Raw genomic sequence first — 26,084 nt, 5'->3', positions numbered from 1 at the left:
TTGAGTCATTAAGAACAGAATTTGAATCGGCAGAAGAAGAATTAAGTATCCTGAAAGCAACAGAAGAATTACAGGCTAAATTGTCTTCTAAGAAAAAAATAAATAAAATGAAAAAAGAAGTAGCCGAATGGCAATTACTGCTGTATATAGCAGGGCAAACGCCAAAATCGATCAAGGCGCTCGAGAACATAAAAAAGTATGCCGAAGAATATCTAAAAGGAAAATACAGTATTGAAATTATCGATTTGCTGAAAAATCCGCAATTGGCAGAAGGCGATCAAATCTTGGCTGTACCTACATTGGTGAGAAAATTCCCTGAGCCTATTCGTAAAATAATAGGTGACCTTTCTAATGAAGAAAGAGTGCTTGTAGGACTGAATATCAAACCTATAAAAGCCTAATCATGGAAGATTCATCTGATGGCACAAGTACAACCAAACATAAATTTTTACTTTTTGTTTCCGGTATGTCTGTTAAATCAGGGCATGCGATCGAGAATTTGCGCAGTATCTGCGACACGTATCTCGCCAATAATTATGAATTAGAAATAATAGATATCAGCCGTGATAAAGAGCAGGCTGTGTTTCATCAGATCGTAGCAATTCCTACGCTGATCAAAACACATCCTGAACCTAAAAGAATCATTTTAGGTGATTTATCAGACAAAGAAAAAGTATTATACATACTTAATATAAGAGAATAATTTGGAGGGAAACAAAAAAAATATAGCGAGCATTATTGGCAGAAATTGAATCATTGAAGGAAGAACTTTATGAATCAAACAGCATTGTTAATGCCATAAAACAAGGTGATGTAGATGCGCTTGTAGTAACGAGTAACGGAGTTCCTGAACTTTATTCTCTAGAAACTGCAGATTACACCTATCGTCTTCTTATTGAAAAATTTGGGCAGGGCGCATTGAGTATTTCACGAAACGGATTAATACTGTACTGTAACGAACATTTTGCTAAACTGGTGGGTATTTCATCAGAAAAAATAATTGGGACGTATCTTTACGAATATTTTGAAAATCCGAAACAATTTACTGCCTTAATTGAGGCGCTTCGATATGGTATTACCACACATGAAATCGTTTTTAAATATGACAGCACAGAAATTGTCTTTCCTGCTTATATTGCCTTAACAGATCTCGAACCTTCTGTTGAAGCGATTGGAATAGTCGTTACAGATTTAACCGAGAAAAAGAAACATGAAGAAACCCTAATACGCCATCATAGAGATTTAGAAGGAAAAATAAACGAATTAAATAAAACAAATCGCAATCTAGAAGAGTTTATTCACGTAATCTCACACGATCTTAAAGAGCCGCGAAAAATCGTTATGAATACCAGTCGTATCGACGGAAGTTATTTTACTGATGCAGATACTAAAGCGATCAATGTCATGAAACTTTCGGCGCCGCGATTAAATTCACTGGTTGATGATCTAGTTCAATATTCATCGCATACCGCGCAGGAAGAACGAACAGAAATAAATCTAGAAACTGTGATTTCTGAAGTCATTGAGGATTTTGAAATTATAATCTCTGATAAACGTGCGAGCATCAAAACGGGGAAGTCTGCCGACAATAAAAGCTTCAAGGGTGCAGATGCGTCAGCTTTTTTCTAATTTGATCGCCAACGCGATTAAATACAGCAAAGCAGACACGCATCCAGTAATAGAAATTTACCAGCAGGAAAATTTAAATGGGGAAATACCAGATCAAAATAGTAAATTTGTCCACATTCTGATAAAAGATAATGGTATTGGTATGGAAACCAGCCATCTTCTTAAAATCTTTACTATTTTTCAACGCCTTCATGCCCGAAATGAATATTCAGGAAACGGTATTGGTCTTGCAATTTGTAAAAAAATCATGGAAAATCATTCTGGTAATATTACAGTTGAAAGCACATTGAACGAAGGCACAATATTTAATCTTTATTTCCCAATTCTCTAAAATGCCACAAAAGTATAATTTACATATCATAATCGCCGAAGACGACATCGACGACGCAGATGTTATTACGGAAACTTTTTCTAAAAACCCAAGTTTCAGCAAAGTAAGTCTCGTTGCCAACGGAGAGGAACTGCTGAATTATCTAAAAGATTCTTCAAACGAAAATCCCGATGTTATTCTGACCGATATCAATATGCCGCTTGTTGACGGAATCGAAGCTTTACAGGAAATTTTAAACAACTCTGATTTAAAAAATATTCCGTGCTTTGTTTATTCGACGAGTATCAATCCGTCTTACAAAGAAAAATGTGACGATCTGGGCGTAAAAGCATATCTTATTAAACCATATACTTTTGAGGCTTTCGCCGAAATTCCGAAAAAAAATTCTGAGTGTAATGGAGAATTAAATTTCAACAATAAAAACAAAACTGCATCATCAATTTAAAACTTGATAGTGCAGTTTTTTTTATTTCCACAGGATTAAAATTACATTAGAATTATACTTTTAATACCTTGTTGTCTTTATTTTTAGCAATAAAAGCCTTATATTACAAAAAACTAAAAAGCCATTTCTGATACTTTCTAGTGGCTGATAGTGCTATAAAATATTTCTAAAAAAACAACAATGAAACAATTACTTCAATGGACAATCATTATTCCTGTACTTTCCTGGGTTCTATTTTTTAGCGGACTTGTCGATAACAGCAGTATTTTTCAAATTATCGCAAGTATCCTGCTTATTCTCAGTGTCATGTCTGCCGTCCATCATTCGGAAATTATTGCAGAACGTGTTGGAGAACCCTACGGAACCATTATTTTGGCAATATCGATTACCGTTATTGAAGTTTCAATCATCATCTCATTAATGCTTTCTGAAGGTTCAGAAGTCGCTTCGCTTGCTAGAGATACTGTTTACGCCGCAACAATGCTTATTCTAAATGGAATTATCGGACTCTGTCTGCTTATTGGAAGCATCAAACATTACGAACAGAATTTCTCTACTTCTTCTGTAACAATTGGCTTGGTCTCACTGATTTCTATTATTGTATTTACTTTGGTATTTCCCACTTTTACCGAGAGCGTTCACGGTTCTTATTATTCCACGCCACAGCTTATCTTTGCTTCTATTGCCTGCCTTGTTATTTACGGCTCTTTTTTATTCGCACAAACAAAAGGCTACCGACAGTATTTTCTAACAAATGGAGGCGATGGCGAAGCTAAAACGCACCCCATTGAAATCAATAATAAAACGTTTTATACCAGTTTAGTTTTTCTATTAGTAAGTTTAGGAATTGTGGTTTTATTGGCCAAAACCCTCTCACCTACTATCGAAACGATTATTGTGGGTTACAATCTTCCAAAATCTTTAGTTGGAGTTGTCATCGCTATAATTATTTTATTACCAGAAGCAATTGCGACTATAATCGCGACCAGAAAAAACAGACTTCAAACGAGTTTAAATTTGGCTTTAGGTTCTGCCCTAGCCAGTATCGGATTAACGATTCCGAGTGTTGCGGCAGTTTGTATTGCAATGGACATGCCGATTGTCTTGGGTTTAGATATTAAATCTATTGTACTTTTAGCCTTATCTGTTTTCACCGTAATGCTTTCTTTAAGCAAAGGAAAATCAAATATCGTTTACGGAGTTGTACTTTTAGTCAATCTTTTTGCCTTTATGTTTTTAATGATTTATCCTTAAAAATTTAGTTTAATGTTATTTGGAATTGCTATGTAGCTTTCTCAAGTTTAATTAAGCACATAAAAAACATAATTTTTTTTAGATTTTTGAAAAAGTACATTAAAGAAACTAGTTTCCCGCACATAGCTTTGCGTAAGCAGGTTTAAAAAATTTTCAAAGTTAAGTTAAGAATGTTTTTAGTTCATTTCGAGGAACGAAGGATCACACGCGTTGCTCCGCAAAGTAATTCTTCAATCTTTGTCTAGCTTCTAGTGTGATTGCTTCGCCAGTTCGCTATCGCTCGTGTCTTCCTCCGCCAGGATGACAAGATTGCGGTATTTCTTTGACTTTTTCCGTCCTGAATTCAAATTGGAATTTGGATTTTATCCCGAGGCTTCGGGATTGGAATTTCCCTTACCATAATTGGGATTTGGGATTTTTTTCACTTTCAGTTTGTCATCCTCAGGGACGAAGGATCACACTAGAAACTCCGCAAAGATTGGCAAGCAACTAGAATGTGAACGCCATCTTTGTCAAAGTTCAAAACTTTGACAAAGCTTAAAAAAAAAACACATCGCTATGTTTATTAAAACAAGTGAAACGCCTTTTCAAAACCCCAAAAACTCTGTCACTATGTGTTTAAACAATTTCAAAATATATTTAAAATATACTTTAATCAACCACTCAAATCAAAAATAAACGTAAATTATACACATAAAAAGTATCACAATAAAGCCTTAAAGACGACTATTTATCGCATACTTTTTCATCATTTTTCTCTAACTTAGCGCTCTACATTTTGAAATGTAAGATTAAAATACACTTTGTTTTTCTGCAAAACATTGAATGAAAAAGAATTACCATGCTTTCTCTTACTTTTTTCTGCGAAAAACATCTTTCTAATAATTTAGTTAATTGAAAACTATGAACAAATTTGATTTTGGAATTGTAGGACTTGGTGTAATGGGCCGTAACCTACTTTTAAATATTGCCAGCAATAAATTTGCCGCAAAGCAGGTTTAGACTTAGATACCGAAAAAGTCAATTCTCTTCAACAAGAAGCTGATGCCGACCATACTATTGAAGCGACAACAGATGTAAAACATTTTGTTGAACTTATCCAGCGACCAAGAGCAATTATGTTATTGGTTCCAGCTGGAAAACCAGTAGACAGCGCAATTGCAAGTTTATTGCCTCACTTGGACAAAGGAGATATTATAATCGACGGCGGAAACACATATTTTACTGATACAGACAGAAGATTTATAGAATTATCTGAGAAAGGAATCCACTTCTTCGGAATGGGAATTTCTGGCGGTGAAAAAGGCGCTCGTTTCGGTCCTGCTATGATGCCTGGAGGAGATCAAAAAGCTTATGAAAGACTTCGTCCTATTTTTGAAGCAATTGCCGCAAAAGTTGACGGAGAACCTTGTGTAGAATATCTTGGAAATGGTTCTGCTGGAAACTACGTAAAAATGGTTCACAACGGAATTGAGTACGGAATCATGCAGTTGATTTCTGAAATTTATGACCTGATGAAAAGAGGTTATAATCTGGATGATACCACAATTCAAAAAACTTTTGACGAATGGAATCAAACTCACGATCTTAAATCGTATTTGATCGAAATTACGGGAAAAATCCTGAAACAAGAAGATACAGGCGGAGGTCTTTTAATCAATAAAATTTCGGATTGGGCTAAGTCTAAAGGAACAGGAAAATGGACTTCGCAAAACGCAATGGACTTGCAAGTTCCAGTTCCTACTATCGATGCCGCAGTTTTTATGCGCGATATGTCTAAAACCAAACCAGAAAGAATCGAAGCTTCTGAAAAAATTAGTTTGGAATAGCGAAGCAACTGATGTAAACACGAGCGAAGCAATCGCCGCTTTAAAATCGGCTTTGTATTTGTCTATCGTGGTAACTTATGCACAAGGTTTAGCGCAGCTTCATACTGCTTCTAAAGAATATAAGTACGGATTAAATTTAGAAACTGTTGCCAAAATTTGGCGTGGAGGCTGTATTATTCGTGCCAACATTTTAGAAGATTTCAGAAAAGCTTACGGTACAAAAGCGGCTTTGCCAAATTTACTTTTAGATGCCGGAATTGCTTCAAAACTAAATGAAAACCAAGCTGGAATGAGAGCTGTTATTCAGTTTGCGGTTCAAAAAGGATTACCTGTGGCAGGATTAATGAATTCACTTGCTTATTTTGATGCCTACAGATCAGCAAATCTTCCAACAAACCTAATTCAGGCACAGCGTGATTTCTTCGGAGCTCATACGTACGAACGTACCGACAAAGAAGGCGTTTTCCATACACAATGGGCTGAATAAGAAATTAAAGCAACACAACTACACACAATGACTAAAAATAAACTTAAAAATCCAACAATCATTGTTATTTTTGGAGGAACCGGAGACTTAGCGAAAAGAAAGCTCTTTCCCGCTTTTCAAAATCTGTACCTTGACGGACGTATGTCTGAAAAGTTTCAGATTATTGCTCTTGGAAGAGCAGAAAAAACCAATGAAGATTTTCGCAGTTATGTCTTGGAAAACCTAAATGAATTTTCAAGAAAAAAAGGTCTTTCTGATCCAGAAACAGAAAAGTTTCTTTCTCATATCACTTATCACAGCCTTGATATTGACAAAGAAGAATCGTATATCGGATTAAACGAAAAAATCAACGGTTTTGATCTGGCTTTTGGCGAACGTGCCAATCGCCTTTTTTACCTGTCGATTACACCTTCTTTCATCTCAACAATTTCTAGTAATATCAAGAAAATTGGCCTTGCGACGAACGCAAAGCAGGATCGTATTATTATTGAAAAACCATTTGGTTACGATAAAGCTTCTGCGATTGAACTGAATGAAATGCTTTCGCAGACTTTCAAAGAAGAACAGATTTACAGAATTGATCATTATTTGGGTAAAGAAACCGTTCAGAATATCTTGGCTTTCCGTTTTGGAAATTCGATGTTTGAACCTTTATGGAGCCGTAATTTTATTGATTTTGTCCAAATTACCGTAGCAGAAGAAGTCGGCGTTGAAGAACGAGGCGGATTTTATGAAGGTGTTGGAGCTTTAAAAGATATGATTCAGAACCATTTGCTTCAAATTTTATGTATGACGGCTATGGAAGCGCCTGCATCATTAGAAGCAGATGATATCCGTAACCGTAAAGCAGACGTTTTAAAATCGATTCGTCGTATTAAACCAGAAGAAGTAGATCATTACATTGTAAGAGGTCAATACGATGCTGGAACGATCAATGGAAAACCAGTTCCGGGATACCGTCAGGATAAAGGAATTGCACCAGATTCTAATACAGAAACTTATGTGGCAATGAAAATATATCTGGACAACTGGAGATGGCAGGGAATTCCGTTTTACCTGCGTTCTGGAAAAAGAATGGAAGAAAAACAATCTTCAATTATTATCCAGTTCAAACCAGTGCCTCATTCTGCATTTTCTTACGGAAAAGAAGGCATGACACCAAACCGATTGATTATCAATATTCAGCCGGCAATGGATATCAAATTGCAGTTTATGACCAAAAAACCAGGTTTATCACTGGCTCTAAGACCAGCAGAAATGGTATTTGATTATTTCGCCTGCTCTACAATGTCACCAGAAGCTTATGAAACCTTGTTAGCAGACGCTTTGGCGGGAGATCCTACCCTATTTATGCGTTGGGATCAAGTAGAAGAAGCTTGGGACGCAATTGACACGATTCAGCAGGTATGGAAGACTACGGCACCAACCAATTTCCCGAATTACAAAGCAGGAAGCTGGGGACCAGAAGAAGCCGACGAACTGTTGGCTCGCCAAGGACACGCTTGGATTCCGAATACACAAAATGTTAAAAAAGAAGAAGTTTTAGATGGTACAGATATACAATAATACAGAAGAAATAAACACTACTGCGGCAGATCTTTTTGTAGAATATGCACAGAAAGAAATTGCAGGAAAAGGTAAATTTACTGTTGTTCTTACAGGAGGTTCTTCTCCTGCAGGAATTTACAAACTTTTAGCTTCAGATATGTACAAAGACAAAATAGACTGGACTAAAGTTTATGTTTTTTGGGGCGACGAGCGCTGGGTGCCTCTTAATAATGATTTGAGCAATGCTAAAATGTCTTATTCAACATTATTAAGCCACGTTCCTATTCCGCAGGAAAACATCTTTGAAATGTACAAAGACGGTGTGACACCAGAAGAATATGCTCGCTACTTACGAACAGACTATCAGAAAGGTTTTAGGCGAAGAAGGAAAATTTGACCTGATCTTATTGGGTATGGGAGACGACGGACACACTGCCTCTCTTTTCCCAGGTGAAGCTGTTTTACAGGAACAAACCAAATGGGTTGACGCTTATTATTTAGCACCTCAAAAAATGCACCGTATCACACTTACTGCTCCATTAATCAACAAAGTCGCAAAAATCATTGTAGTGGCTTTTGGAGAGAAAAAAACGCATGCTTTAAAAGAAGTTACTAGTGGTGAATTCAATCCAACACTATATCCAATGCAATTGATCACACCTGTTTCAGGAGATTTATTGTTTTTGGTAGATAAAGTTGTTGCTGGAACGAATTAAGAAATCATTTCTACGATATATTTATAAGGTTTATACTGAAAAGTGTAAACCTTATTTTTTTGATGCTTTTTTTACGCAGATTTTGCATATAGGCATCTTACTCATCACAGTTGAATTCTGGTGCCTTCTTAACAACTCAAATAGTCCTCAAAGAGATCAAGAATAAACTAGAAAAAAAATAAGTTTGGTGTAATAAAAAACCTCGCGTTTTGCGAGGTTTTACTTTTATATAATTTATAGATTCCCTTTGTTGGGAGGGAAAAAAATTCTTTACTAATATTGAGTATTTCTGAGTGATGGGTTTTTAATCATCTTTTTTGATAAGTGGAAAAATGCTTTTAATTTTTACAATTTCAATTTTTTTAAAATAATTTTCTATAATCTTATCAATTTTGCGGGAATGCAAGCAAGTTATTATAAGTTTCTTACTATTTATTAACTGTAATTCAACATAGTAATAACTTTCAAAAGGAAAACTTCTCACAGCACTATCTTTTAATTTGTTTGGAGTCATGTAAATGGTAACTCTAGTGACATCTTTAATATTATATTTTATATTCTTATTTTTTTCAATTATTATAAGATCTTCCTGATTAATTTCATAAACTATGTGCGCACTTAATAAATAATAATTTAGGTGAATAAAAAGTACAGGTACAACAAAAATTACAATAAAAGGTAGTGCTATATAAATCACAAATTTAAGATTTAAAATTTCTATGTTAAAAATCCAAAATCCAAAATATAAACATGATATCAATATTAAATCAAATAGTGCTTGAATTTGATTCCAAAAAGTCATTTTTAGCTTCATTTTTTAATTTGTTATCTAGTGTTTAAAATTGCCGCATTTGCACATGCTTGCATTTATGTTATTTATAAAATGATTAAAACTACTCTCAACTTGCGGGGCAATAATGTCATAAGATTGTTCCACACCTTGAAAAGATTTATCAATACCTACTCCTAATACAAACCCCGGAGGCCATGCTAAACCAGCCCCTGCACCTAACACAGTTCCTACTGTCCTAAAAATAAATCTTCCAGGAGAAATGTCACCTCGATACATTTCATATCCGCTCTATCGGGTTTATAATTTCGATTTCGCAAGTATAAACTGTTTTTTATTCTTCAAGTAATTGAAGCTTTTATTCTTTTATCAAAAAACATAAAGATAAGGCACTAGATAAAAACTATTTCTAATATTAAAATTGTAATTAAAGCAATTATACCAAATAAAAAATATAGAAGTCCAATATAACTTCAAGTTAAGATAATCTTTGAAATAATAGGAATTACAATCTCTTTTTATCCCAACTATTGGCATTCCATTATCTTTATATTTTATGAATAGCAAAATATTACAACTAATTGTATCATTGTTTTTTGTGAAGTTAATTCTCCACCAACTCAATATCCATCGTCTTTATCAACCCATCCTGAAAAGTATAAACATGCTTTACCAATCCGTCAAAAATCAGAGTGCCTTGAAGGTCTTTCACATTTTGCTTTACTAAAACTTCCAAGCTTCCATTTTCTCTTTCCACAAAACCAGCGGGGTCTACTTTCGGATTTATTTCTGACCATTGTCTCGTCCAATAGTGCCTGATTTCGTCGTGACCGCTTATATAGCCACCCTCCCATGCTTTTGACCATTGAACATCTTCCTGCATCGTGGATAAGCATTTATCAATATTTCTTTCGTTAAACGCATTGTAAGCTTTTCTAATTACATCTTGAAATTGATTGGACATGATTCTAATTTTTTAATTGATTGAACTAAGATAGAAATAACTTCCTAAAAAGAAATCGGAATAAAAATTAAAACTCTAAAAATCAACTTTTAAAATTATCATATTTTTAATTTTAATCCTTTTTAGAAAAAATTTTAAGAATCCTTACTTTTCAAATTGCTATATTTGGCGCACCATCAACAACTATAAGCCTTCTTTTTGAGATAACACTATAATCCTGCTGTGCTGTAAATGAAACCTATTAAGTTCATATATATTGTTTTACTTTCGTCGCTTTCTTTCTTTAGAGGCACCGAAACGTATCAACAGCCGGTACATTTAAGTTCTTGTATTACACATGACAGTGTTACAGCAGACGATTTATTAGTTAATTCTTCCGATTTCTCTTCTACAAAAAACCTAGAAGTTCATTACAAACTCAAAAAGAAAATAAAATCAAGAGCAACTACTTTAGAACAAAGTACGATCAAAGCTCCTTATTTTAGTAATTTAATAAACTTTAAACTTTATAAAAAGAGTTTAATTTATGGTATAGCTTCAATATACCAGATTCAACGGCATACTTACCTTCATTTGTACCAATTGTTCTAGGCCTTCAAATTTGTTTGTTTTTATCTTTTCAGAGTAATCTGAAACAATTTTTCGTGTGCATAAACTGCGTATGAACTGTTATTGGCATAAAAACATTTCGTAAAACGGCGCTTCTATCCAAAAAGGAAGTCAACCGAAAACACTCTTAAATTCAATATTTAAAATCAAATTCAACTCCCTTTTCTCGCATTAGGGAGCCTATATTTTTATATAATTTTTTAAAACCTAATTATGACTATTTATAAAAATCCATTCCTTTTATTCACGTTATCTTTGCTTGTTTTAGTCTCGTGCGGCATGATAAGTCAAAAAAGAATTCCAACAACATAAAAACACTTCCTGTTTATAAAGTCACCTTAAAAGATACCATTATTTCGAGCAAATTTGTTGCCGATGTTCATGCCAAAAACAACGTAGAAATTCATGTACGAATTCCAGGTTTATTGGAAAAAGTATATGTGAGCGAAGGACAAAAAGTAAAAAAAGGACAAATCTTATTTAAAATAAGTGATGTCGAACTTCAAATACAGCTTCTAAAAGCCGAAGCCGTTTACAAAAGCGCAAAAGCCGACTTAAGAATTGCAACGGTAGAATTAGAACAAGCGCAAACCCTTTTCAATAAAAAAGTAATTGCCGACAAAGAATTAGAATTATCTAAAGCAAAAAATGATGCTCGCTTCTGCGAAATTGGCTCACGCAGCTGCGCAGAAAAAAAAGCAATCAACCAGCAAATTAGTTTTACCACAATTCGCGCGCCATATGACGGAACGGTAGATAGAATTCCGTTTAAAGAAGGAAGTTTGGTCGAAAATGGTTCTTTATTGACAACCGTTTCTCAATTGGATGACGTTTACGCTTATTTCTCTATTCCGGAGAATACGTATTTCCAAATGATGGAAGACAAAACCCTTAACACACAAGGCGATATCAAACTGGTACTGCCAAACGGATTGGTTTACGATCAAAAAGGCGAACTAAGAACTGCAGATGGAGATATCGATAAACAAACCGGTTCTATTCAATACAAAGCAAAATTTCATAATCCGCAGGGGTTTATTAAACACGGAACTTCTGGAAAATTGATTATTTCAGAACCTAAAACCAATGCAATATTAATTCCGCAGAAAGCTGTTTTTTCTATCCAGGACAAACAATATGTATTTCTGGTAAAAAAAGATGGAGTAGTTAAAATGACAAATGTTACAATTGGAAGTACTCTTGATGATGTGTATATCCTAAACGACGGTCTAAAAAGCGATGACCTAATTGTTCAGGAAGGTACGCAGTCATTGAGAGACGGCGATAAAATCAACATCAAACAAATGTAGTTTATCGAGTTGTAAAACAGTTATTTAATTATTGATCTAAAAAAAATATAATGATAGAGTTATTTATCAAAAGAAAAATATTGTCATTAATCATCTCGGTTATGATAGTTCTTTTGGGATTATTGGCTTTGTTCCAGCTTCCCATTACCCAATTTCCAGATATTGTACCGCCGTCGGTAACCGTAACGGCCAAATATACAGGAGCCAACGCAGAGGTTTCTGCCAATGCCGTCGCGCTTCCGTTAGAAAGGGCCATAAATGGTGTTCCGGGAATGACGTATATGTCGACCGTAACTTCTAATGATGGTTTAACGTTAATTCAGGTTTTCTTCGAAGTGGGAACCGATCCCGATTTGGCGACTGTAAACGTGCAGAACCGTGTAACCACAATATTGGATGAACTTCCAGAAGAGGTAATTCGAGCCGGAGTTACCACCGAAAAAGAGGTAAACAGTATGTTGATGTACTTAAACATTACGAGTACAGACAAAACTCAGGATGAACAGTTTATCTTCAACTTTACAGATATTAATATCCTTCAGGAATTAAAACGTATTGATGGTGTCGGTCGAGCCGAAATTATGGGACAGAGAGAATATTCGATGCGTGTCTGGCTGGATCCGCAAAAGATGCTTTCCTATAATATTTCGGCAAATGAAGTGATCAATTCCCTTCAAAAACAAAACATTTCTGTCGCACCAGGTAAAGTGGGTGAAGGATCAGGACAGCTTGATAATCAGTTACAATATGTAATTAAGTACGGAGGAAAATTCTTCGAACCGAAACAATATGAAGAAATCCCTTTAAGAGCCAACTCTGACGGAACGATTTTAAGATTAAAAGATATTTCTGTAATCGAATTTGGTTCGATGAGTTACGGAATGGTTTCAAAAACCGACGGAAAGCCTTCAGCATCAATCATGTTGAAACAACGTCCGGGTTCTAACGCTTCTGAAGTTATTGCGAGCGTAAAAGAAAAAATGGCAGAATTAAAAGATCTTCTTTTCCTCCGGGAATGGAATTTAATATTGCGTATGACGTTTCTCGTTTTCTTGATGCTTCTATTCATGAAGTTTTGAGAACATTAATCGAAGCCTTTCTTTTAGTAGCATTTGTAGTTTTTATTTTCCTGCAAGATTGGAGATCAACTTTAATTCCAGTATTGGCAGTACCTGTCGCGCTTATTGGTTCGTTTACTTTTATGTCGATGATGGGATTCTCGATCAACTTATTGACACTTTTTGCATTGGTTCTTTCCATCGGAATTGTCGTGGATAACGCCATTGTTGTCGTCGAAGCCGTTCACGTTAAAATCTCCGAAGAACATATGGCGCCTCTCGAAGCAACTATAAGCGCTATGAAAGAAATTACAGGTGCCGTAATTGCGATTACAATTGTTATGGTCGCCGTATTTATTCCAGTTGCGTTTTTGAGTGGTCCTGTCGGGGTTTTCTACAGGCAGTTCTCCCTGACAATGGCAATTAGTATTGTTATTTCGGGAATCAACGCCCTTACCCTTACTCCTGCCCTTTGTGCTATTATGCTGAAACCGCACGATCCGAACAAAGAAAAGAAATCGTTAATGGATCGTTTCTTCCACAAATTCAACAATTGGTTTGACAATATAACTTCAAAATACATTAAAGTATTGGTGAAATTTGCAGATCGAACTTCGATTACCGTTGGTTTACTAGTTCTTTTCTGCCTTTTAACTTGGGGAACAAGCAAGTTTTTACCATCAGGATTTATTCCGTCAGAAGATCAGGGAATGGTTTATGTGAGCGTTACAACACCTCAGGGAGCAACTGTAGAGCGTACTGAAAAAGTATTGGACGAAGTTACCCGTGTTGCCAAAGGAATTAGAGGTGTCGACAATGTAACCACTCTTGCCGGATACAGTATTGTTACTGAAATCGCTGGTGCTTCATACGGAATGGGAATGATTAACCTAAAAGACTGGAGCGATCGTGATATTTCTGTAACCGAATTTATTGCGCTTTTAAGCGAAAAAACAAAAGGTATTTCTGATGCACAAATTGAAATCTTTGCACCGCCGACCGTTCCTGGTTTTGGTAATACAAGTGGTTTCGAACTTCGATTATTAGATAAATCCGGAGGAAGCATTGCAAATACAGATGAAGTGACCAAAAACTTCATTAAAGAACTTAATGCTTCGCCAGAAATACAAAACTCTTTTACCAGTTTTGATGCCACTTTCCCGCAATATTTAATTCATATTGATTATGATCTTGCGCATGAAAAAAGGAATTTCTGTAGACAATGCGATGGCGACTTTGCAGACGATGCTGGGTTCTTTTTATGCGACCAATTTTATCCGTTTTTCTCAAATGTATAAAGTAATGGTTCAGGCAAGTCCGCAGTTCCGTAAAAATCCGGAAAGTATATTGGATATGTATCTGAAAAATGATGCAGGCGAAATGGTTCCATTCTCTACTTTCATCAAATTAGAAAGAGTTTACGGTCCAGAAGTACTTACGCGATACAATATGTATATGTCGGCGATGATTAACGGAGAACCTGCAGAAGGTTATAGTTCTGGAGAAGCGATTGCGACCGTAGAAAAAATCGTCGCAGAAAAACTCCCAAGCCGCTTTGAACTAGAATGGTCTGGTATGACGCGTGAAGAAATTCTTTCTGGAAACCAAACGATCTACATTTTTGCTTTGTGTATACTATTTGTATACTTATTATTGGCGGCGCAATACGAAAGTTTACTGCTCCCGTTCCCAGTATTATTAAGTCTTCCTGTTGGTGTTTTTGGTTCTTATCTTGCGCTTTTAATGGTCGGATTAGACAATAACATTTACGCGCAGGTGGCACTCGTCATGCTGATTGGTCTGCTCGCCAAAAATGCCATTTTGATTGTAGAATTTGCGATGGCACAAAACAAAATTGGACGAGACATTACCGAAGCTCGCGATTGAAGGAGCAAGACTACGTTTCAGGCCTATTTTGATGACTTCTTTTGCTTTTATTTCAGGGTTGATTCCACTTTGTATCGCTTCTGGCGCGGGTGCCGTGGGTAACCGCTCAATTGGTACAGCAGTAGCGGGCGGTATGTTGATTGGAACTGTGTTTGGTCTGGTGATTATTCCAGGACTTTACATTTTGTTTGCCAAACTTGAAAAAGCAATGAATAAATCTTAATGCGTATTTTTTTTAACACCTATTCCTTATAGCTGTCGGAATCACAAACGTAAAAAGACGTTTCCCTTTTCTAAAAGTTATTTAGCTATGTGTTAGAAACTAGTTTCTTTCAATTCCCTTTCCAGAAAAGAAAATCTATGTTTCTATGTGTTAAATTTTAAAAAATACAAAACGGGATTGAACAAAATAAATTAAACAATGAAAGAGATATTAAATCCATATAAAATAGTAAAAAACAACAAGACAAATGCTTTAGTAGTAATCTCCGTATTACTTCTGACGGCTTGTTCAGCGCCAAAAGTCAGCGATAAATTGACTGCGGCAAAACTTCCTGAGAATTTTGATGCGAAGAGAAAAGACAGTGCAAATAATGTCGCACCGTTTATTCCATTAAAAACAGAAAACTTTTTTAAAGATCCGAAATTAGAGCAATTGCTAAAAAAAGCCGTTGCTCAAAATCCGGATTATCTAATTATGCAGGAAAGAATCCTGATTGCCAATTCGCATTTAAAAGTAGCGAAACTCGCCTTGCTTCCTTCTTTAGATCTAGTGGCAGATGCTTCTGGAACGCGTTACGGAAAATATACAATGGACGGAGTTGGTAATTTTGATACTAATTTTTCGCAGAATATTACCGATAAACAGCGAATCAATGAAGATGTTACTCCCAGCCTATTTTTAGGCGGAAAAGTTTCTTGGGAAGCGGACATCTGGGGGAAATTAAGCAATCGTAAAAAAGCCGCGAAACAACGCTTTTTTGCTTCGCGACAAGGAATGCGTTTGCTACAGACCCGACTTTTAAGCGACGCAGACCGATTTGTATTTCAAACTTATTGCATTAGACAAACAAGTCGCGATTTATAATGACAATTTAAAAACACAGGAAAGAGCCCTTGATATTGTTTCTGCCCAAAGATCGGTTGGAAAAGCTACAGAATTGGCGGTACAACAGTTTAATGCACAAAATAATAACATTCATGCACAAGCTTCTGAATTGAATTTAAGCATTGATCAGACAGAAAAAGCTTTATTGACTCTTTTGGGTGAATACGGCGGAAAAATAGACCGAAGCACCGATTTTTTATCAGGACATTTAGAGGTTCTAAATCAACAAATAAGTGTAGATTCGATTATCCATAAAAGACCTGATGTTGCTCAAGCGTATTTCGAATTACTGGCAAGCAACGCTGACGCGAAATCGGCACGCGCGCCTTTTTTCCAACCGTTAATTTGGGCGGCTATGCAGGTTTTAATTCGTTTTCTTTCAGCACTTTCTTTGATGCGGGATCTTTCGCCTGGCAATTATTAGGCGGAATTACAGCGCCTGTTTTCAATAAAGGACAGATCAAACAGGAATTTTATGTTTCTAACAGAAGACAGGAAATCTCTTTTCTTCAATATCAAAATGCGGTAACAACGGCTTTTAACGAATTAAGCGCTTTACTGCATCGAAATGAAGCTTTTGAAGATGTTTTGAAATACAAATTAAAAGAAATCGATCATCTCGAAATCGCAGTTAATGTTTCCAACGATTTGTATTTGAGCGGATACGCCAACTATCTTGAAATTATCAATGCACAAAAAAACAAATTGCAGGCAGAACTAGATTTTGTTGATATTCAGTTACGAAATGCCAACTCTCAAGTGCTATTGTACAAAGCTTTAGGCGGAGGAATTAATTAGTTTATATATTGGTCAAAAATTGCTCTTTTTTTAGCTCATCAAGATTGCAGTTTTATATCCCATTTGTTTCGGCAGATGGGATTTTTTTTGTTTGAAATTTTCTGTTGGTCGTTACAACTACTATCTTTATTCCCAATTCCTAAAACATATAGATGGATATTACTGCTATTCTTGACCATATTTACCAACTTCCAGAGCAGTCTAAACTGGCTTTGCAAAAAAATGCTATGAAAAAAACTTTTCCAAAAGGTCATATTTTGCTTAAAGCGAATAAAATGGAACCGAATATTTATTTTATCAAAAAAGGATTGGTCAGAGCATTTATCGAAAGGGATAATGAAGTTACTTTTTGGTTTGGAAAAGAAGGCGAAACCGTAATTTCTATGAAAAGTTATATCGAAGAAGAGCCTGGATATGAAACGATTGAACTTTTGGAAGACTGTGAATTGTACCAATTAAAAACAGAAAACTTAAGAAAGCTCTTCAGCGAAGACGTTCACATTGCCAATTGGGGACGAAAATTTGCCGAAAAAGAATTGATCAAAACAGAAGAACGCTTGATTTCTAGACAATTCAAAAACGCTTCGGAACGTTATCTTGAATTAATGAAAGATCATCCTGAACTGCTTCAAAGAGTACAATTGGGACATATCGCTTCTTATCTGGGCATTACACAAGTGAGTTTAAGCCGAATAAGAGCGGAATTAAAATAAATTTATTTTTTATCATTTGTTAAATTTTTTCCGAACTTCATAAAGGAACTTTGCACCTCAAAATTTTAACGATATGAACTGGATTATTTTAATCATTGCGGGCTTATTTGAAGTTGCTTTTGTCGCCTGTCTAGGAAAGGCAAAAGAAACTACAGGAACAGAAATGTATTATTGGTATATTGGATTTTTTATTTCTTTAACGCTAAGTATGCTTTTGCTAATGAAAGCAACCGAAACTCTTCCGCTTGGAACCTCTTATGCCGTATGGACAGGAATTGGCGCTGTCGGAACTGTATTAGTTGGTATTTTTATTTTTAAAGAACCTGCGGCTTTCTGGAGATTGTTCTTTTTGGCAACTTTAGTGGGATCTATTGTTGGTTTAAAAGCGGTTTCTCATTAATCTAAATAATTTACGCAACAACTTTGTCAAAGTTTGAAACTTTGACAAAGTTTTCTACATAACGAAATAAGCGAAATATTGAATTTCGTTTTTTTTATGACTCGATTACAATAATGCGTTTTCAGCATCACATGATAAAAAAATAGCATTTTATATCATTATTCTAGATTTTATCTTTGTCAAAAAATAAGCATTATAATACCTATGAAATTTAGCCATACCATAAAATCATTTGAGGAATTAACCAATCAAGAACTTTACGAATTATTACGTTTACGAAGTGAAGTTTTTGTAGTAGAACAGAATTGTCCGTATTTGGATTTAGACAATAAAGACCAAAAAAGTTTCCACCTTTTGTACTATGTAGATAATGAATTAGCGGGCTGTACACGTTTACTTCCTGCTGGTCTATCTTACAAAGAAACTGCGATTGGAAGAGTAGTAATTGCGAAAACACACCGCGGATTAGGTTTAGGTGTGAAAATTATGGAAGCAACTATTGCTGGATGCGAAGAAAAATTTGGCGAAGGCCCGATCCGAATCAGTGCGCAGTACCATTTGTCTAAATTTTATCAATCTGTTGGATTTATAGAACAAGGCGAAGTTTATGACGAAGACGGAATTCCGCATATCGAAATGCTTGCGAGTTTAATATTTAGGGAATAATCAGTTTCAAAACATTGGCTAAAACTGGATTATGATCTTCGGTTCTCCAATTGATATACAAATCGGTTTCTAAGGGAAGTTTTATAAATCGGATTCCTGAGATTTCATGGAAAAGATAAGAATCTGGCAGAATGGCAATTCCGAGTCCTTTTCGAACCAACGCAATAATCGCTGATCCAAATTCGGAATGAAGGTATACTTCTGGTGCATCTTCAAAAGAATTGAATAAACGTTGTATCAAATCACTGTAACTACTGCCTTCATCGTTAGTTGGCAATATGAACTTTTGAGAAGCAAGCGTTTCTTTCGTAAGATCTTCAGGAGTTCGGTACGGATGATTTTCAGGAACCACAATCGCTAAATTATCGGTATGTATTTTTTCTGATCGGATATCGCGGGAGTTATTTATATCTCTGGTAATTGCTAAGTCGATTTTATAATTTTGAAGATATTCCTGCTGATTTTCATACAGAACCTGAACCAATTTGATTTTAAGTTTTGGAAAAGCATTGGAAATACGAGATAAAATATCGGGCATAAGCGAAGCTGAAATAGAATCGGGATGTGAAATCGTAATGGTACCGCTTTCACCCAGCTGAATCTGGCGAGCCGATTGATGAATAAATTCCAGTTTACTCATTTCGACTTCCCATTTCTCTTTTAGAAACTGTCCGGCGACCGTGAGTTTAACATTGCGCTTGTTGCGTTCAAACAACTGAACACCAAGCTGATTTTCAAGAGACTGGATTTGACGGCTCAATGCAGACTGGGTAATATTCATTTTCCCAGCGGTATTCCAGAAATGAAGTTCGCGTGACAACGCTAGAAAATATTTAATTTGCTGTAAATCCATTGATGCAATTTACGCATTTATCAAGAATAAAAAAGAGGTTTTAATGCATTAAAAAAACAAAGAAGATGAATACTTTAAAAATAAAAAAAGCGTCAATTAATGATATAACAGTACTTCAAGCTATTGGAAGGCAAACTTTTTCAGAAACATTTGCAGACGTAAATTCGGAAGAAAATATGATTAAATATTTGAATGAAAGTTTCGCTTCAGAAAAACTATCATCAGAACTTAGCAATTCAAATTCTCATTTTTATCTGGCAGAGCTTGATGAGAAAGTGATTGGTTATTTAAAATTAAATACAGGCGACGCACAAACCGAAAAACAAGAAAATAGTGCACTCGAAATTGAGCGTATTTATGTCGCAAAAGAATTTCATGGCAAAAAGATCGCTCAGGCACTTTATGCGCAGGCAATGCAAACTGCTTCAGAAGTTAATGCATCCTTTATATGGCTTGGCGTTTGGGAAAAGAATTTTAGAGCGGTAAATTTTTATACTAAAAATGGTTTTGTTCAGTTTAATACTCATATTTTCAAATTGGGTAACGACGAACAAACCGATCTACTGATGAAGAAAGTTTTATAATTTTTAGTTGACACATTAGCGAGCAAAGATTTTGCTGTCGCTAAAGGTTTCACTTTTAAAATAAACATAGCAATAATTGCTTCAACAAAATGGAAAGAAAACAACTTTTACTAATTTTACTAATCATAGGAACTGCATTTTGGGGTGTCTCCTATTCTATTACAAAAATGGCTATTGGAGCGTATTCACCAAACACTTTTTTGTTTTATCGTTTTCTATTGGCTGTAATTGTTTTAACCATTATTTTTTGGAAGTACGTAAGGGATACCAATTTAGAAGCCATTAAAACGGGAGCTATTCTAGCTTTTCCAATGTTTTTAGGCATTCAGTCGCAGACTGTTGGATTGAAATATACAGATGCTTCACAATGTTCTTTTATTGCGGGATTAACCGTTATTATTATTCCGTTGATGAAGTTGACGGTTTACCGCACCAATGCTTCTTTAAAAATCTGGATTGCGTACCTTGACAGCTCTAACGGGTTTATTTATTATAGCGATACAAGATAAGTTTACAATCAACATTGGTGATCTGTTTACTATTGCGGGCGCATTTGCTTTTGCCGTTTATCTGATTGCTGTTGAAAAACATTCGGCTTCAAAAAATCTTTTATATTCCATTGTTCCTATGTTTGCTTTTTGTGCACTTTTCACTTTTTGTCTAGCGATTACAGATTCTCAAGCGGTTTGGTTTCCTAAAAACGATACATTTTGGATGGGTGTAGTTTATTGTGCGCTTTTCTCTACTGCCTATATGTACACCGTTTCGAATATTTCACAGCGTTATTTATCTGCAGAACGCGTGGCAGTAATTTATTTATTTGAACCTGTTTTTGGTGCAATCGGTGCTTTTTTTATTTTGGGAGAAAATCTTTCTTGGCGTCTGCTTTTGGGTGGAAGTTTGATTTTTGTCGCAACAATTATTTCCGAAGTAAATTTTAAAAGTCCGAAATTCAAAGTTTTGGCTAAGAAAAATTAATAATATTATTCATAAAAAGTTTTCTCGCAGATTTAGCAGATAAGGGAGATTTTTTTTTTTATTTGATCTGCTAAATCTGCTAAATCTGCGAGAGAAAACCTTTCGTTTCGTCTACTTTGGGTGGAAGTTTGATTTTTGTCGCAACAATTATTTCCTAGGTAAATTTTAAAAGTCCTAAATTCAAAGTTTTGGCTAAGAAAAATTAAACTCTACACGTAAAAGTGTTTCTCGCAGATTTAGCAGATAAGGGAGATTTTTTTCTCATTTGATCTGCGTAATCTGCTAAATCTGCGAGAGAAAACCTTTCGTGTCGTCTACTTTGGGTGGAAGTTTGATTTTTGCGGCAACAATTATTTCCGAAGTAAATTTTTAAAATCCGAAATTCAAAGTTTTGGCTAAGAAAAATTAAACTCTTCACGTAAAAGTATTTCTCGCAGATTTAGCAGATTTGGGAGATTTTTTTCTCATTTGATCTGCTTAATCTGCTAAATCTGCGAGAGAGAACCTTTCATGTCGTCTGCTTTGGGAGGAAGTTTGATTTTTGCTGTAACAATTATTTCTGAAGTAAATTTTAAAAGTCCGAAATTCAAAGTTTTGGCTAAGAAAAACTAATAATATTATTCATAAAAAACTTTCTCGCAGATTTAGCAGATAAGGGAGTTTTTTTTTTTATTTGATCTGCTAAATCTGCTAAATCTGCGAGAGAAAACCTTTATTGGCTCTGCTTTGGGTGGAAGTTTGATTTTTGCTGTAAAAATTATTTCCGAAGTAAATTTTAAAAGTCCTAAAATCAAAGTTTCACGCAGATTTAGCAGATTTAAGCAGATAAACACAGATTATTCTAATTTGAAATCTGCTTAAATCTGTTTAAATCTGCGTGAAAAAAATATTAACGATCTCTAAAACCTATCTATATAGGCAAAAGCGTGTCTTCAGGATCACAAGGAAAATAAAGTACTATATCTGTACCTTCGCCTGGTCTTCCTTCTGCTCGAATGTCGCCTCCAACGGTCTGCATAATTTTTTTACACAACGCCAGACCAACACCAGAACCGGTATACTGCTCTTGATTGTGAAGTCTTGTAAAAACTTTAAAAATAGATTCGGCGTACTTTTGTTCAAAACCAATTCCGTTATCCGAAAAACGAACCCAATGGCAGTATACTTTAAACCTGTCATGTATTAAAACAGCCTCTTGAGAAGCAGTTATTACAATCTTTGGTATTCTATCTGCGGCAAGATATTTTAATGAATTCTGAAGCAGATTAATAAATAACTGGCGCATTAAAAAACCAATGGCATGCACTTCCGGCAGGTTTTCGTATTCAATTACAGCTTTACTTTCTGCAATACTTTCATGCATTTCCTTAATTGTAGATTTTAAAGCCTTATTTAAATCTACTTCCTGCAATTTATCTCTCGTATTTTTTATTCGCGTGTACTTTAGAATATCTTCTAATAAGTCGCTCATTCTATTGGCAGATTTCGAAACGCGCTGTAAAGAATTTGAAATTGATTCTGTTGAAATAACATCCAGTTCTGAGAGCATTTTAGAAGTAATAAGCTGAATTTTACGCAATGGTTCCTGTAAATCATGCGTACTAATCCAGTTGATATTTTCAAGTTCCGAATTGGTTTCTCTTAAGATTTCGCTTTGATTACGGTACTTTTCCTCTTCTTCACTCAACATAATCAAAATTAGCTGATTATGTAAACTATGTGCATATTGGGCGACGCTGTTAATCTCATACTTTGCCCATTTAATACTTTGGTTTTTAATAATTTGTTTCCAAATTTCAAATGAATTTCTAGGATGAAGTCCATTACTGTCATGGATAATACTCTTCTCTGGATCTCCTCCCCAATTAACCTCTAAAATAGTTTCTGGTCTGTACCAAATTATATTAGAATTAATTCCAAGAGAATGATAAATAATACCAGCGACATTAGAATTTTCTGTCGCTTCTGGAAAATCATCACTAATTTTATTGGTTACAAAAATATCGCTCTCTATTTTATTCTGAATAATTTCCGTTAATGATATAATTTCTTCATCAGACGGTGTTACTCCATTTTTATAGATTTTTCCACGATATAAAAGAGAAACTCCTGATGCGTTGCAAACGTTTAAAAGTTGAGGAGTATTAATTATCATATCTAATGAATGCTGTAGAATTGGCAGTTCAAGGCCTGTCAATTGCTCTACTGCTTCAATTGTTTTTTGAGCATTCACGTTCTCATCATTAGATTGTCTAATATCTATCTGAGAAGTAATAAATTGGCCCTGCAATTTTGTTGCAAGTCTAATTTCTGGAGAAATATTTTTTTCTGAATAGTGATGGCAAGCAATTAATCCCCACAATCTTCCGTGATGAATAAGAGAGATTGTAAGCGTAGCGCCAACACCAATATTCTTTAGATATTCCACGTGAATTGGCGATGTGCTTCGCAATATCGAAAGGCTTAAATCCAGATTTTTGTTTTCTTTATCGTCAACAGTAAAAATTGGAACAGGTTTATAATTAATATCAACAATTAATCTGAGCTGATTTTTAATGTATAATTCTCTTGCCTGTGCCGGAATATCGGTATGCGGATAATGCAGTCCCAGAAATGGTTCTAAATCTTCACGACAGTCTTCGGCATACACTTCCCCATTATACTGTTCATCAAAACGGTAAATCATTACACGATCATAACCTGTAATTTCGCGGGTTCCATGAGCTACAAGTGCGCACAAATCTTTAAGAGATTGTGTTTTATTCATTTGACTGACAAACTGAATCGTTTGTTTGTAAACATCAGCAAGCCCCTCTTTGTCAGTAAATAACAACTCCGCTTCCAGCACATAAATATCACTGCTTTTATGAATATTTATTTGAAATAACCTTCCAAGTAGTTTTATTTCTAACGGAAAAGCGTCCTGAACTTCATCTCCTTTAATATATGCTGAAATTTCTTCTTCAGCAATAGAGCCAAAAATCTCTTTAAAATCTTTACCTAAAACCTGACTATGAAGCAGTTCAAAATAAGAAGAGATGTTTTCTGAACAAAAATCAATTTTCCCCTGTAAATTAATACCAATTAAAAAACCATGAGGCTGAATTTGCCCCGGTATATGTATAGGCTCGTGCTCGCAATTGGTCAAATTAACAATGTCCCGATTAACTATATCTTTAATCTTCATTCTTTTTATCTGCTCTCAAAGTGATTATAAATACTATCAAAAGCAAATACAGCTCCTTCTATAATAGTATCTCCACAATTATGTTGTTGTTCGTATCTCGCTAGAAAATTCAGGAAAGATTTCCAAAAACTTCCAGTTCTATCTCCGTAACCATTAAAATAAGAAACGCCTTTATCTGTAGAAAGTTGCGGCACTCTTGAAACATTCTTTAAAATAAATCTGCCGCCAAGTGTAGAACCTTCAACAACATATAAAATTCCAAGCGCAAAAGGAATAGAAATATTTTCAGTTTTAAAAACTTTTTCAGAATTTGTCACCTCATAATTTAAGAAAGAAAGATCAGCCTCAATAAGCTGTTTTTTTCTTCTTTGTTCCAAATCTTCTAATAGTCCAGAAAATAATGGGAAAACATTTTCTTCAGTATCAGCATGAACATCATGCATTAGATTTAAATATTTGGCGTATTCCTCAATTTTCATATCTGGCGACATAATTGACATGGAAACAGGAAGTTCTTCTAATTTTTTATGTGAGGCGACAGTCTTCGTTTTCAAATCATTAAGAAAACCTGAAGCTACTGTTGTCGAATTTGTATTCATTATTTTGCTATTACTTATTTGGAGGGAGTCTATGGCAACTCTTTCTACAAATTTAGAAAAAAAACATTAGTAATGATTTTAAAAATACAGCTTTGTCAGATCAAAGTATTATTTGTAATTATTCTTCGATAAGACAAATTTCAAAAACAGTTTTTTCCTTCTCATTTTTGTAGAGAATATATCCTCCGTGTGCTTCTATAATGTTTTTTGATAATGTCAACCCTATCCCCGCCCCTTCGTTTCGAGTGGTAAAAAAAGGAAGGAATATTTTGTCTTCGATCTCTTTTTCAATTCCTTTTCCGTTGTCGGCAATTTTGATAAAAACCCGATTCTCTTTGGCTTCTGCCGAAATTATAATTTGCTTTTGAATATTATTTTCTAAAGCATTTATCGAGTTCGTCAATAAGTTAATCAGTACTTGTTCGGTTTGTTGCTGATCGACGTTTATTTGGTATTTAAGAGCAATTGAATTTTCAACCTCAATATTCGCTTTTTTAAATAACGGATTCATGATTTGAAGACAATTTTCAATCAAATCCTGAAGTTCTATTTTTTCCTTTTTTGGAGAAGGCGACATGGCCAGTTTTCGATAACCTTCAACAAACTTCTGCAAATGATCGCTTCGTCGCAAGCATTGTTTCAACACTGGTTTTGATGTCGTCTAAATCTTCTGTAGAAAGCGAATCCTGCTCCACTAAATCCTGCAGATTCTGGCAGATGGAACGAATTGGCGTTATCGAATTAAGAAGTTCATGCGAAATCACTTTCATCAAATTGATCCACGCATCTTTTTCTTTTTTTTCGACCACATTCTGAATCGAATCTATTAAAACAATAAAATAATCCTGTTCAAAAATCTCTGTGCGCGATGCCTGTAAAACAAATGTCTGTTTGTGCTGTTCGTTTATACTGATTTCTATCGCTGTTTTAATTTCGTGGAAATCATCCTCTTCAATGATTTCACATAAAGCTGGTAACTGGTTTTTCAGATATTTCCATTTGGAGACTTTTGGAACATTAAAATGACTCGAAAAATAATCGTTCATTAAAAAAATGTTCCAATCCTGTTCTTGTTTTTGCAGAATGATAACGCCTGTTTCGATATTATTTAAAATCGAACGGTAAATAATATCTTTTGAAATCTGCTCGTTCTGCTTGTTTTTCAGCGTTTCATAAAGGCTGAATAAATCATTGTAGCTTTTATTAAATTTATGTTTGGAAAAATCTGATGTAAAATCGTTCTGCAAAGCATCGAAGCGATTGTTTTATCATAAATCGTTACAAAATTTCGAACGTAAAAATACATTTCACGAACCATTAAAAAAACCATGCAGAGGCCGA

General features: G+C 34.9%; 28 protein-coding genes and 2 pseudogenes. 22 read left to right on the top strand and 8 right to left on the bottom strand.

Annotated features, from left to right (window positions below; all coding sequences use genetic code 11):
* The first annotated feature begins 107 nt into the window (after nt 1–107).
* The 10 genes and pseudogenes from ACZZ95_RS17235 (at nt 108) to ACZZ95_RS17190 (ending at nt 8,239) form a co-directional block, all read left to right on the top strand.
* Nucleotides 108–401 carry a circadian clock KaiB family protein gene (locus ACZZ95_RS17235; RefSeq protein WP_095951428.1) on the top strand — a complete coding sequence of 98 codons (294 nt, stop codon included), beginning with the start codon at nt 108–110 and terminating at the stop codon, nt 399–401.
* A gap of 2 nt (nt 402–403) precedes the next feature.
* The gene (locus ACZZ95_RS17230) at nt 404–703 is read left to right on the top strand and encodes a circadian clock KaiB family protein (protein WP_095951429.1); all 300 of its coding nucleotides are present in this window, start codon (nt 404–406) and stop codon (nt 701–703) included.
* A gap of 35 nt (nt 704–738) precedes the next feature.
* On the top strand, nt 739–1,629 hold the full coding sequence (locus ACZZ95_RS17225; RefSeq protein ID WP_463469959.1) for a PAS domain S-box protein: 891 nt from the start codon (nt 739–741) through the stop codon (nt 1,627–1,629).
* A gap of 1 nt (nt 1,630) precedes the next feature.
* Complete coding sequence (locus ACZZ95_RS17220) at nt 1,631–1,960, top strand: sensor histidine kinase (RefSeq protein WP_463469958.1); 330 nt, start codon at nt 1,631–1,633, stop codon at nt 1,958–1,960.
* Between the two features lies 1 nt (nt 1,961).
* Entirely contained in the window at nt 1,962–2,405 is a 444-nt protein-coding gene (locus tag ACZZ95_RS17215) for a response regulator (RefSeq protein WP_463469957.1), read from the top strand.
* 180 nt (nt 2,406–2,585) lie between these two features.
* Nucleotides 2,586–3,659 (top strand): calcium:cation antiporter, encoded by a 1,074-nt coding sequence (locus ACZZ95_RS17210; RefSeq protein WP_463469956.1) that lies wholly within the window; start codon nt 2,586–2,588, stop codon nt 3,657–3,659.
* 903 nt (nt 3,660–4,562) lie between these two features.
* Nucleotides 4,563–5,975, top strand: a pseudogene (gene gndA, locus ACZZ95_RS17205) (NADP-dependent phosphogluconate dehydrogenase).
* A gap of 27 nt (nt 5,976–6,002) precedes the next feature.
* The gene (zwf, locus tag ACZZ95_RS17200) at nt 6,003–7,541 is read left to right on the top strand and encodes a glucose-6-phosphate dehydrogenase (protein ID WP_463469955.1); all 1,539 of its coding nucleotides are present in this window, start codon (nt 6,003–6,005) and stop codon (nt 7,539–7,541) included.
* Entirely contained in the window at nt 7,522–7,920 is a 399-nt protein-coding gene (locus ACZZ95_RS17195; RefSeq protein ID WP_463469954.1) for a 6-phosphogluconolactonase, read from the top strand. The genes zwf and ACZZ95_RS17195 overlap by 20 nt, the downstream gene beginning before the upstream one ends.
* A complete protein-coding gene (locus ACZZ95_RS17190) occupies nt 7,862–8,239 on the top strand; it encodes a 6-phosphogluconolactonase (protein WP_463469953.1) in 378 nt (125 codons plus the stop codon). The genes ACZZ95_RS17195 and ACZZ95_RS17190 overlap by 59 nt, the downstream gene beginning before the upstream one ends.
* Before the next feature lie 304 nt (nt 8,240–8,543).
* Here ACZZ95_RS17190 and ACZZ95_RS17185 read toward each other — a convergent pair whose 3' ends face one another.
* The 3 genes from ACZZ95_RS17185 to ACZZ95_RS17175 form a co-directional block, all read right to left on the bottom strand.
* Nucleotides 8,544–9,053, bottom strand: coding sequence for a hypothetical protein (locus ACZZ95_RS17185; protein ID WP_463469952.1), 510 nt, complete (start codon nt 9,051–9,053; stop codon nt 8,544–8,546).
* 15 nt (nt 9,054–9,068) lie between these two features.
* Nucleotides 9,069–9,308 carry a hypothetical protein gene (locus tag ACZZ95_RS17180; RefSeq protein ID WP_463469951.1) on the bottom strand — a complete coding sequence of 80 codons (240 nt, stop codon included), beginning with the start codon at nt 9,306–9,308 and terminating at the stop codon, nt 9,069–9,071.
* A gap of 325 nt (nt 9,309–9,633) precedes the next feature.
* Nucleotides 9,634–9,993 carry a nuclear transport factor 2 family protein gene (locus ACZZ95_RS17175; protein ID WP_463469950.1) on the bottom strand — a complete coding sequence of 120 codons (360 nt, stop codon included), beginning with the start codon at nt 9,991–9,993 and terminating at the stop codon, nt 9,634–9,636.
* Nucleotides 9,994–10,224: 231 nt separating this feature from the next.
* Here ACZZ95_RS17175 and ACZZ95_RS17170 point away from each other — a divergent pair, with 231 nt between their 5' ends.
* The 9 genes and pseudogenes from ACZZ95_RS17170 (at nt 10,225) to ACZZ95_RS17130 (ending at nt 18,542) form a co-directional block, all read left to right on the top strand.
* Entirely contained in the window at nt 10,225–10,584 is a 360-nt protein-coding gene (locus ACZZ95_RS17170) for a hypothetical protein (protein WP_463469949.1), read from the top strand.
* A 290-nt stretch (nt 10,585–10,874) separates the two neighbouring features.
* Nucleotides 10,875–11,912 carry an efflux RND transporter periplasmic adaptor subunit gene (locus tag ACZZ95_RS17165; protein ID WP_463469948.1) on the top strand — a complete coding sequence of 346 codons (1,038 nt, stop codon included), beginning with the start codon at nt 10,875–10,877 and terminating at the stop codon, nt 11,910–11,912.
* A gap of 50 nt (nt 11,913–11,962) precedes the next feature.
* Nucleotides 11,963–15,080, top strand: a pseudogene (locus ACZZ95_RS17160) (efflux RND transporter permease subunit).
* A 198-nt stretch (nt 15,081–15,278) separates the two neighbouring features.
* Nucleotides 15,279–15,944, top strand: a complete 666-nt coding sequence (locus ACZZ95_RS17155; protein ID WP_463469947.1) for a TolC family protein — start codon at nt 15,279–15,281, stop codon at nt 15,942–15,944.
* Nucleotides 15,898–16,389 carry a TolC family protein gene (locus ACZZ95_RS17150; protein ID WP_463469946.1) on the top strand — a complete coding sequence of 164 codons (492 nt, stop codon included), beginning with the start codon at nt 15,898–15,900 and terminating at the stop codon, nt 16,387–16,389. Before ACZZ95_RS17155 ends, ACZZ95_RS17150 begins: the two co-directional genes overlap by 47 nt.
* Entirely contained in the window at nt 16,311–16,763 is a 453-nt protein-coding gene (locus tag ACZZ95_RS17145) for a TolC family protein (RefSeq protein WP_463469945.1), read from the top strand. Before ACZZ95_RS17150 ends, ACZZ95_RS17145 begins: the two co-directional genes overlap by 79 nt.
* A gap of 152 nt (nt 16,764–16,915) precedes the next feature.
* Nucleotides 16,916–17,476 (top strand): Crp/Fnr family transcriptional regulator, encoded by a 561-nt coding sequence (locus tag ACZZ95_RS17140; RefSeq protein WP_463469944.1) that lies wholly within the window; start codon nt 16,916–16,918, stop codon nt 17,474–17,476.
* A gap of 73 nt (nt 17,477–17,549) precedes the next feature.
* Complete coding sequence (locus ACZZ95_RS17135; RefSeq protein ID WP_463469943.1) at nt 17,550–17,876, top strand: DMT family transporter; 327 nt, start codon at nt 17,550–17,552, stop codon at nt 17,874–17,876.
* Nucleotides 17,877–18,080: 204 nt separating this feature from the next.
* On the top strand, nt 18,081–18,542 hold the full coding sequence (locus tag ACZZ95_RS17130; RefSeq protein WP_463469942.1) for a GNAT family N-acetyltransferase: 462 nt from the start codon (nt 18,081–18,083) through the stop codon (nt 18,540–18,542).
* Here ACZZ95_RS17130 and ACZZ95_RS17125 read toward each other — a convergent pair.
* On the bottom strand, nt 18,532–19,395 hold the full coding sequence (locus ACZZ95_RS17125; RefSeq protein WP_463469941.1) for a LysR family transcriptional regulator: 864 nt from the start codon (nt 19,393–19,395) through the stop codon (nt 18,532–18,534). The two genes, ACZZ95_RS17130 and ACZZ95_RS17125, sit on opposite strands and share 11 nt — an antisense overlap.
* A 65-nt stretch (nt 19,396–19,460) precedes the next feature.
* On the opposite strand from ACZZ95_RS17125, the gene ACZZ95_RS17120 reads away from it, so the two are divergent.
* The 3 genes from ACZZ95_RS17120 (at nt 19,461) to ACZZ95_RS17110 (ending at nt 20,957) form a co-directional block, all read left to right on the top strand.
* Entirely contained in the window at nt 19,461–19,979 is a 519-nt protein-coding gene (locus ACZZ95_RS17120) for a GNAT family N-acetyltransferase (RefSeq protein WP_463469940.1), read from the top strand.
* 89 nt (nt 19,980–20,068) lie between these two features.
* Nucleotides 20,069–20,488 (top strand): EamA family transporter, encoded by a 420-nt coding sequence (locus ACZZ95_RS17115; RefSeq protein WP_463469939.1) that lies wholly within the window; start codon nt 20,069–20,071, stop codon nt 20,486–20,488.
* Nucleotides 20,436–20,957, top strand: a complete 522-nt coding sequence (locus ACZZ95_RS17110) for a DMT family transporter (protein ID WP_463469938.1) — start codon at nt 20,436–20,438, stop codon at nt 20,955–20,957. Before ACZZ95_RS17115 ends, ACZZ95_RS17110 begins: the two co-directional genes overlap by 53 nt.
* A gap of 910 nt (nt 20,958–21,867) precedes the next feature.
* Here the strand turns inward: ACZZ95_RS17110 and ACZZ95_RS17105 are convergent.
* The 4 genes from ACZZ95_RS17105 to ACZZ95_RS17090 all read right to left on the bottom strand — a co-directional run bounded on the left by ACZZ95_RS17105 (nt 21,868) and on the right by ACZZ95_RS17090 (nt 25,990).
* Nucleotides 21,868–24,144 (bottom strand): ATP-binding protein, encoded by a 2,277-nt coding sequence (locus ACZZ95_RS17105; protein ID WP_463469937.1) that lies wholly within the window; start codon nt 24,142–24,144, stop codon nt 21,868–21,870.
* A gap of 5 nt (nt 24,145–24,149) precedes the next feature.
* Complete coding sequence (locus ACZZ95_RS17100; protein ID WP_463469936.1) at nt 24,150–24,743, bottom strand: biliverdin-producing heme oxygenase; 594 nt, start codon at nt 24,741–24,743, stop codon at nt 24,150–24,152.
* Between the two features lie 118 nt (nt 24,744–24,861).
* A complete protein-coding gene (locus ACZZ95_RS17095) occupies nt 24,862–25,374 on the bottom strand; it encodes a sensor histidine kinase (protein WP_463469935.1) in 513 nt (170 codons plus the stop codon).
* Entirely contained in the window at nt 25,340–25,990 is a 651-nt protein-coding gene (locus tag ACZZ95_RS17090) for a hypothetical protein (RefSeq protein WP_463469934.1), read from the bottom strand. Before ACZZ95_RS17090 ends, ACZZ95_RS17095 begins: the two co-directional genes overlap by 35 nt.
* Nucleotides 25,991–26,084: the final 94 nt, after the last annotated feature.

The sequence above is a fragment of the Flavobacterium sp. AC267 genome (assembly GCF_979258715.1).
This window is presented reverse-complemented; position numbering and strand designations above follow the sequence as displayed.

Coding starts and splice junctions, on each gene's coding strand:
- ACZZ95_RS17235 (WP_095951428.1), top strand. CDS start 108: ATGAAAAAAGAAGTAGCCGAATGGCAATTACTGCTGTATATAGCAGGG.
- ACZZ95_RS17230 (WP_095951429.1), top strand. CDS start 404: ATGGAAGATTCATCTGATGGCACAAGTACAACCAAACATAAATTTTTA.
- ACZZ95_RS17215 (WP_463469957.1), top strand. CDS start 1,962: ATGCCACAAAAGTATAATTTACATATCATAATCGCCGAAGACGACATC.
- ACZZ95_RS17210 (WP_463469956.1), top strand. CDS start 2,586: ATGAAACAATTACTTCAATGGACAATCATTATTCCTGTACTTTCCTGG.
- zwf (WP_463469955.1), top strand. CDS start 6,003: ATGACTAAAAATAAACTTAAAAATCCAACAATCATTGTTATTTTTGGA.
- ACZZ95_RS17195 (WP_463469954.1), top strand. CDS start 7,522: ATGGTACAGATATACAATAATACAGAAGAAATAAACACTACTGCGGCA.
- ACZZ95_RS17190 (WP_463469953.1), top strand. CDS start 7,862: ATGCTCGCTACTTACGAACAGACTATCAGAAAGGTTTTAGGCGAAGAA.
- ACZZ95_RS17185 (WP_463469952.1), bottom strand. CDS start 9,053: ATGAAGCTAAAAATGACTTTTTGGAATCAAATTCAAGCACTATTTGAT.
- ACZZ95_RS17180 (WP_463469951.1), bottom strand. CDS start 9,308: ATGTATCGAGGTGACATTTCTCCTGGAAGATTTATTTTTAGGACAGTA.
- ACZZ95_RS17175 (WP_463469950.1), bottom strand. CDS start 9,993: ATGTCCAATCAATTTCAAGATGTAATTAGAAAAGCTTACAATGCGTTT.
- ACZZ95_RS17170 (WP_463469949.1), top strand. CDS start 10,225: ATGAAACCTATTAAGTTCATATATATTGTTTTACTTTCGTCGCTTTCT.
- ACZZ95_RS17155 (WP_463469947.1), top strand. CDS start 15,279: ATGAAAGAGATATTAAATCCATATAAAATAGTAAAAAACAACAAGACA.
- ACZZ95_RS17140 (WP_463469944.1), top strand. CDS start 16,916: ATGGATATTACTGCTATTCTTGACCATATTTACCAACTTCCAGAGCAG.
- ACZZ95_RS17135 (WP_463469943.1), top strand. CDS start 17,550: ATGAACTGGATTATTTTAATCATTGCGGGCTTATTTGAAGTTGCTTTT.
- ACZZ95_RS17130 (WP_463469942.1), top strand. CDS start 18,081: ATGAAATTTAGCCATACCATAAAATCATTTGAGGAATTAACCAATCAA.
- ACZZ95_RS17125 (WP_463469941.1), bottom strand. CDS start 19,395: ATGGATTTACAGCAAATTAAATATTTTCTAGCGTTGTCACGCGAACTT.
- ACZZ95_RS17120 (WP_463469940.1), top strand. CDS start 19,461: ATGAATACTTTAAAAATAAAAAAAGCGTCAATTAATGATATAACAGTA.
- ACZZ95_RS17115 (WP_463469939.1), top strand. CDS start 20,069: ATGGAAAGAAAACAACTTTTACTAATTTTACTAATCATAGGAACTGCA.
- ACZZ95_RS17105 (WP_463469937.1), bottom strand. CDS start 24,144: ATGAAGATTAAAGATATAGTTAATCGGGACATTGTTAATTTGACCAAT.
- ACZZ95_RS17100 (WP_463469936.1), bottom strand. CDS start 24,743: ATGAATACAAATTCGACAACAGTAGCTTCAGGTTTTCTTAATGATTTG.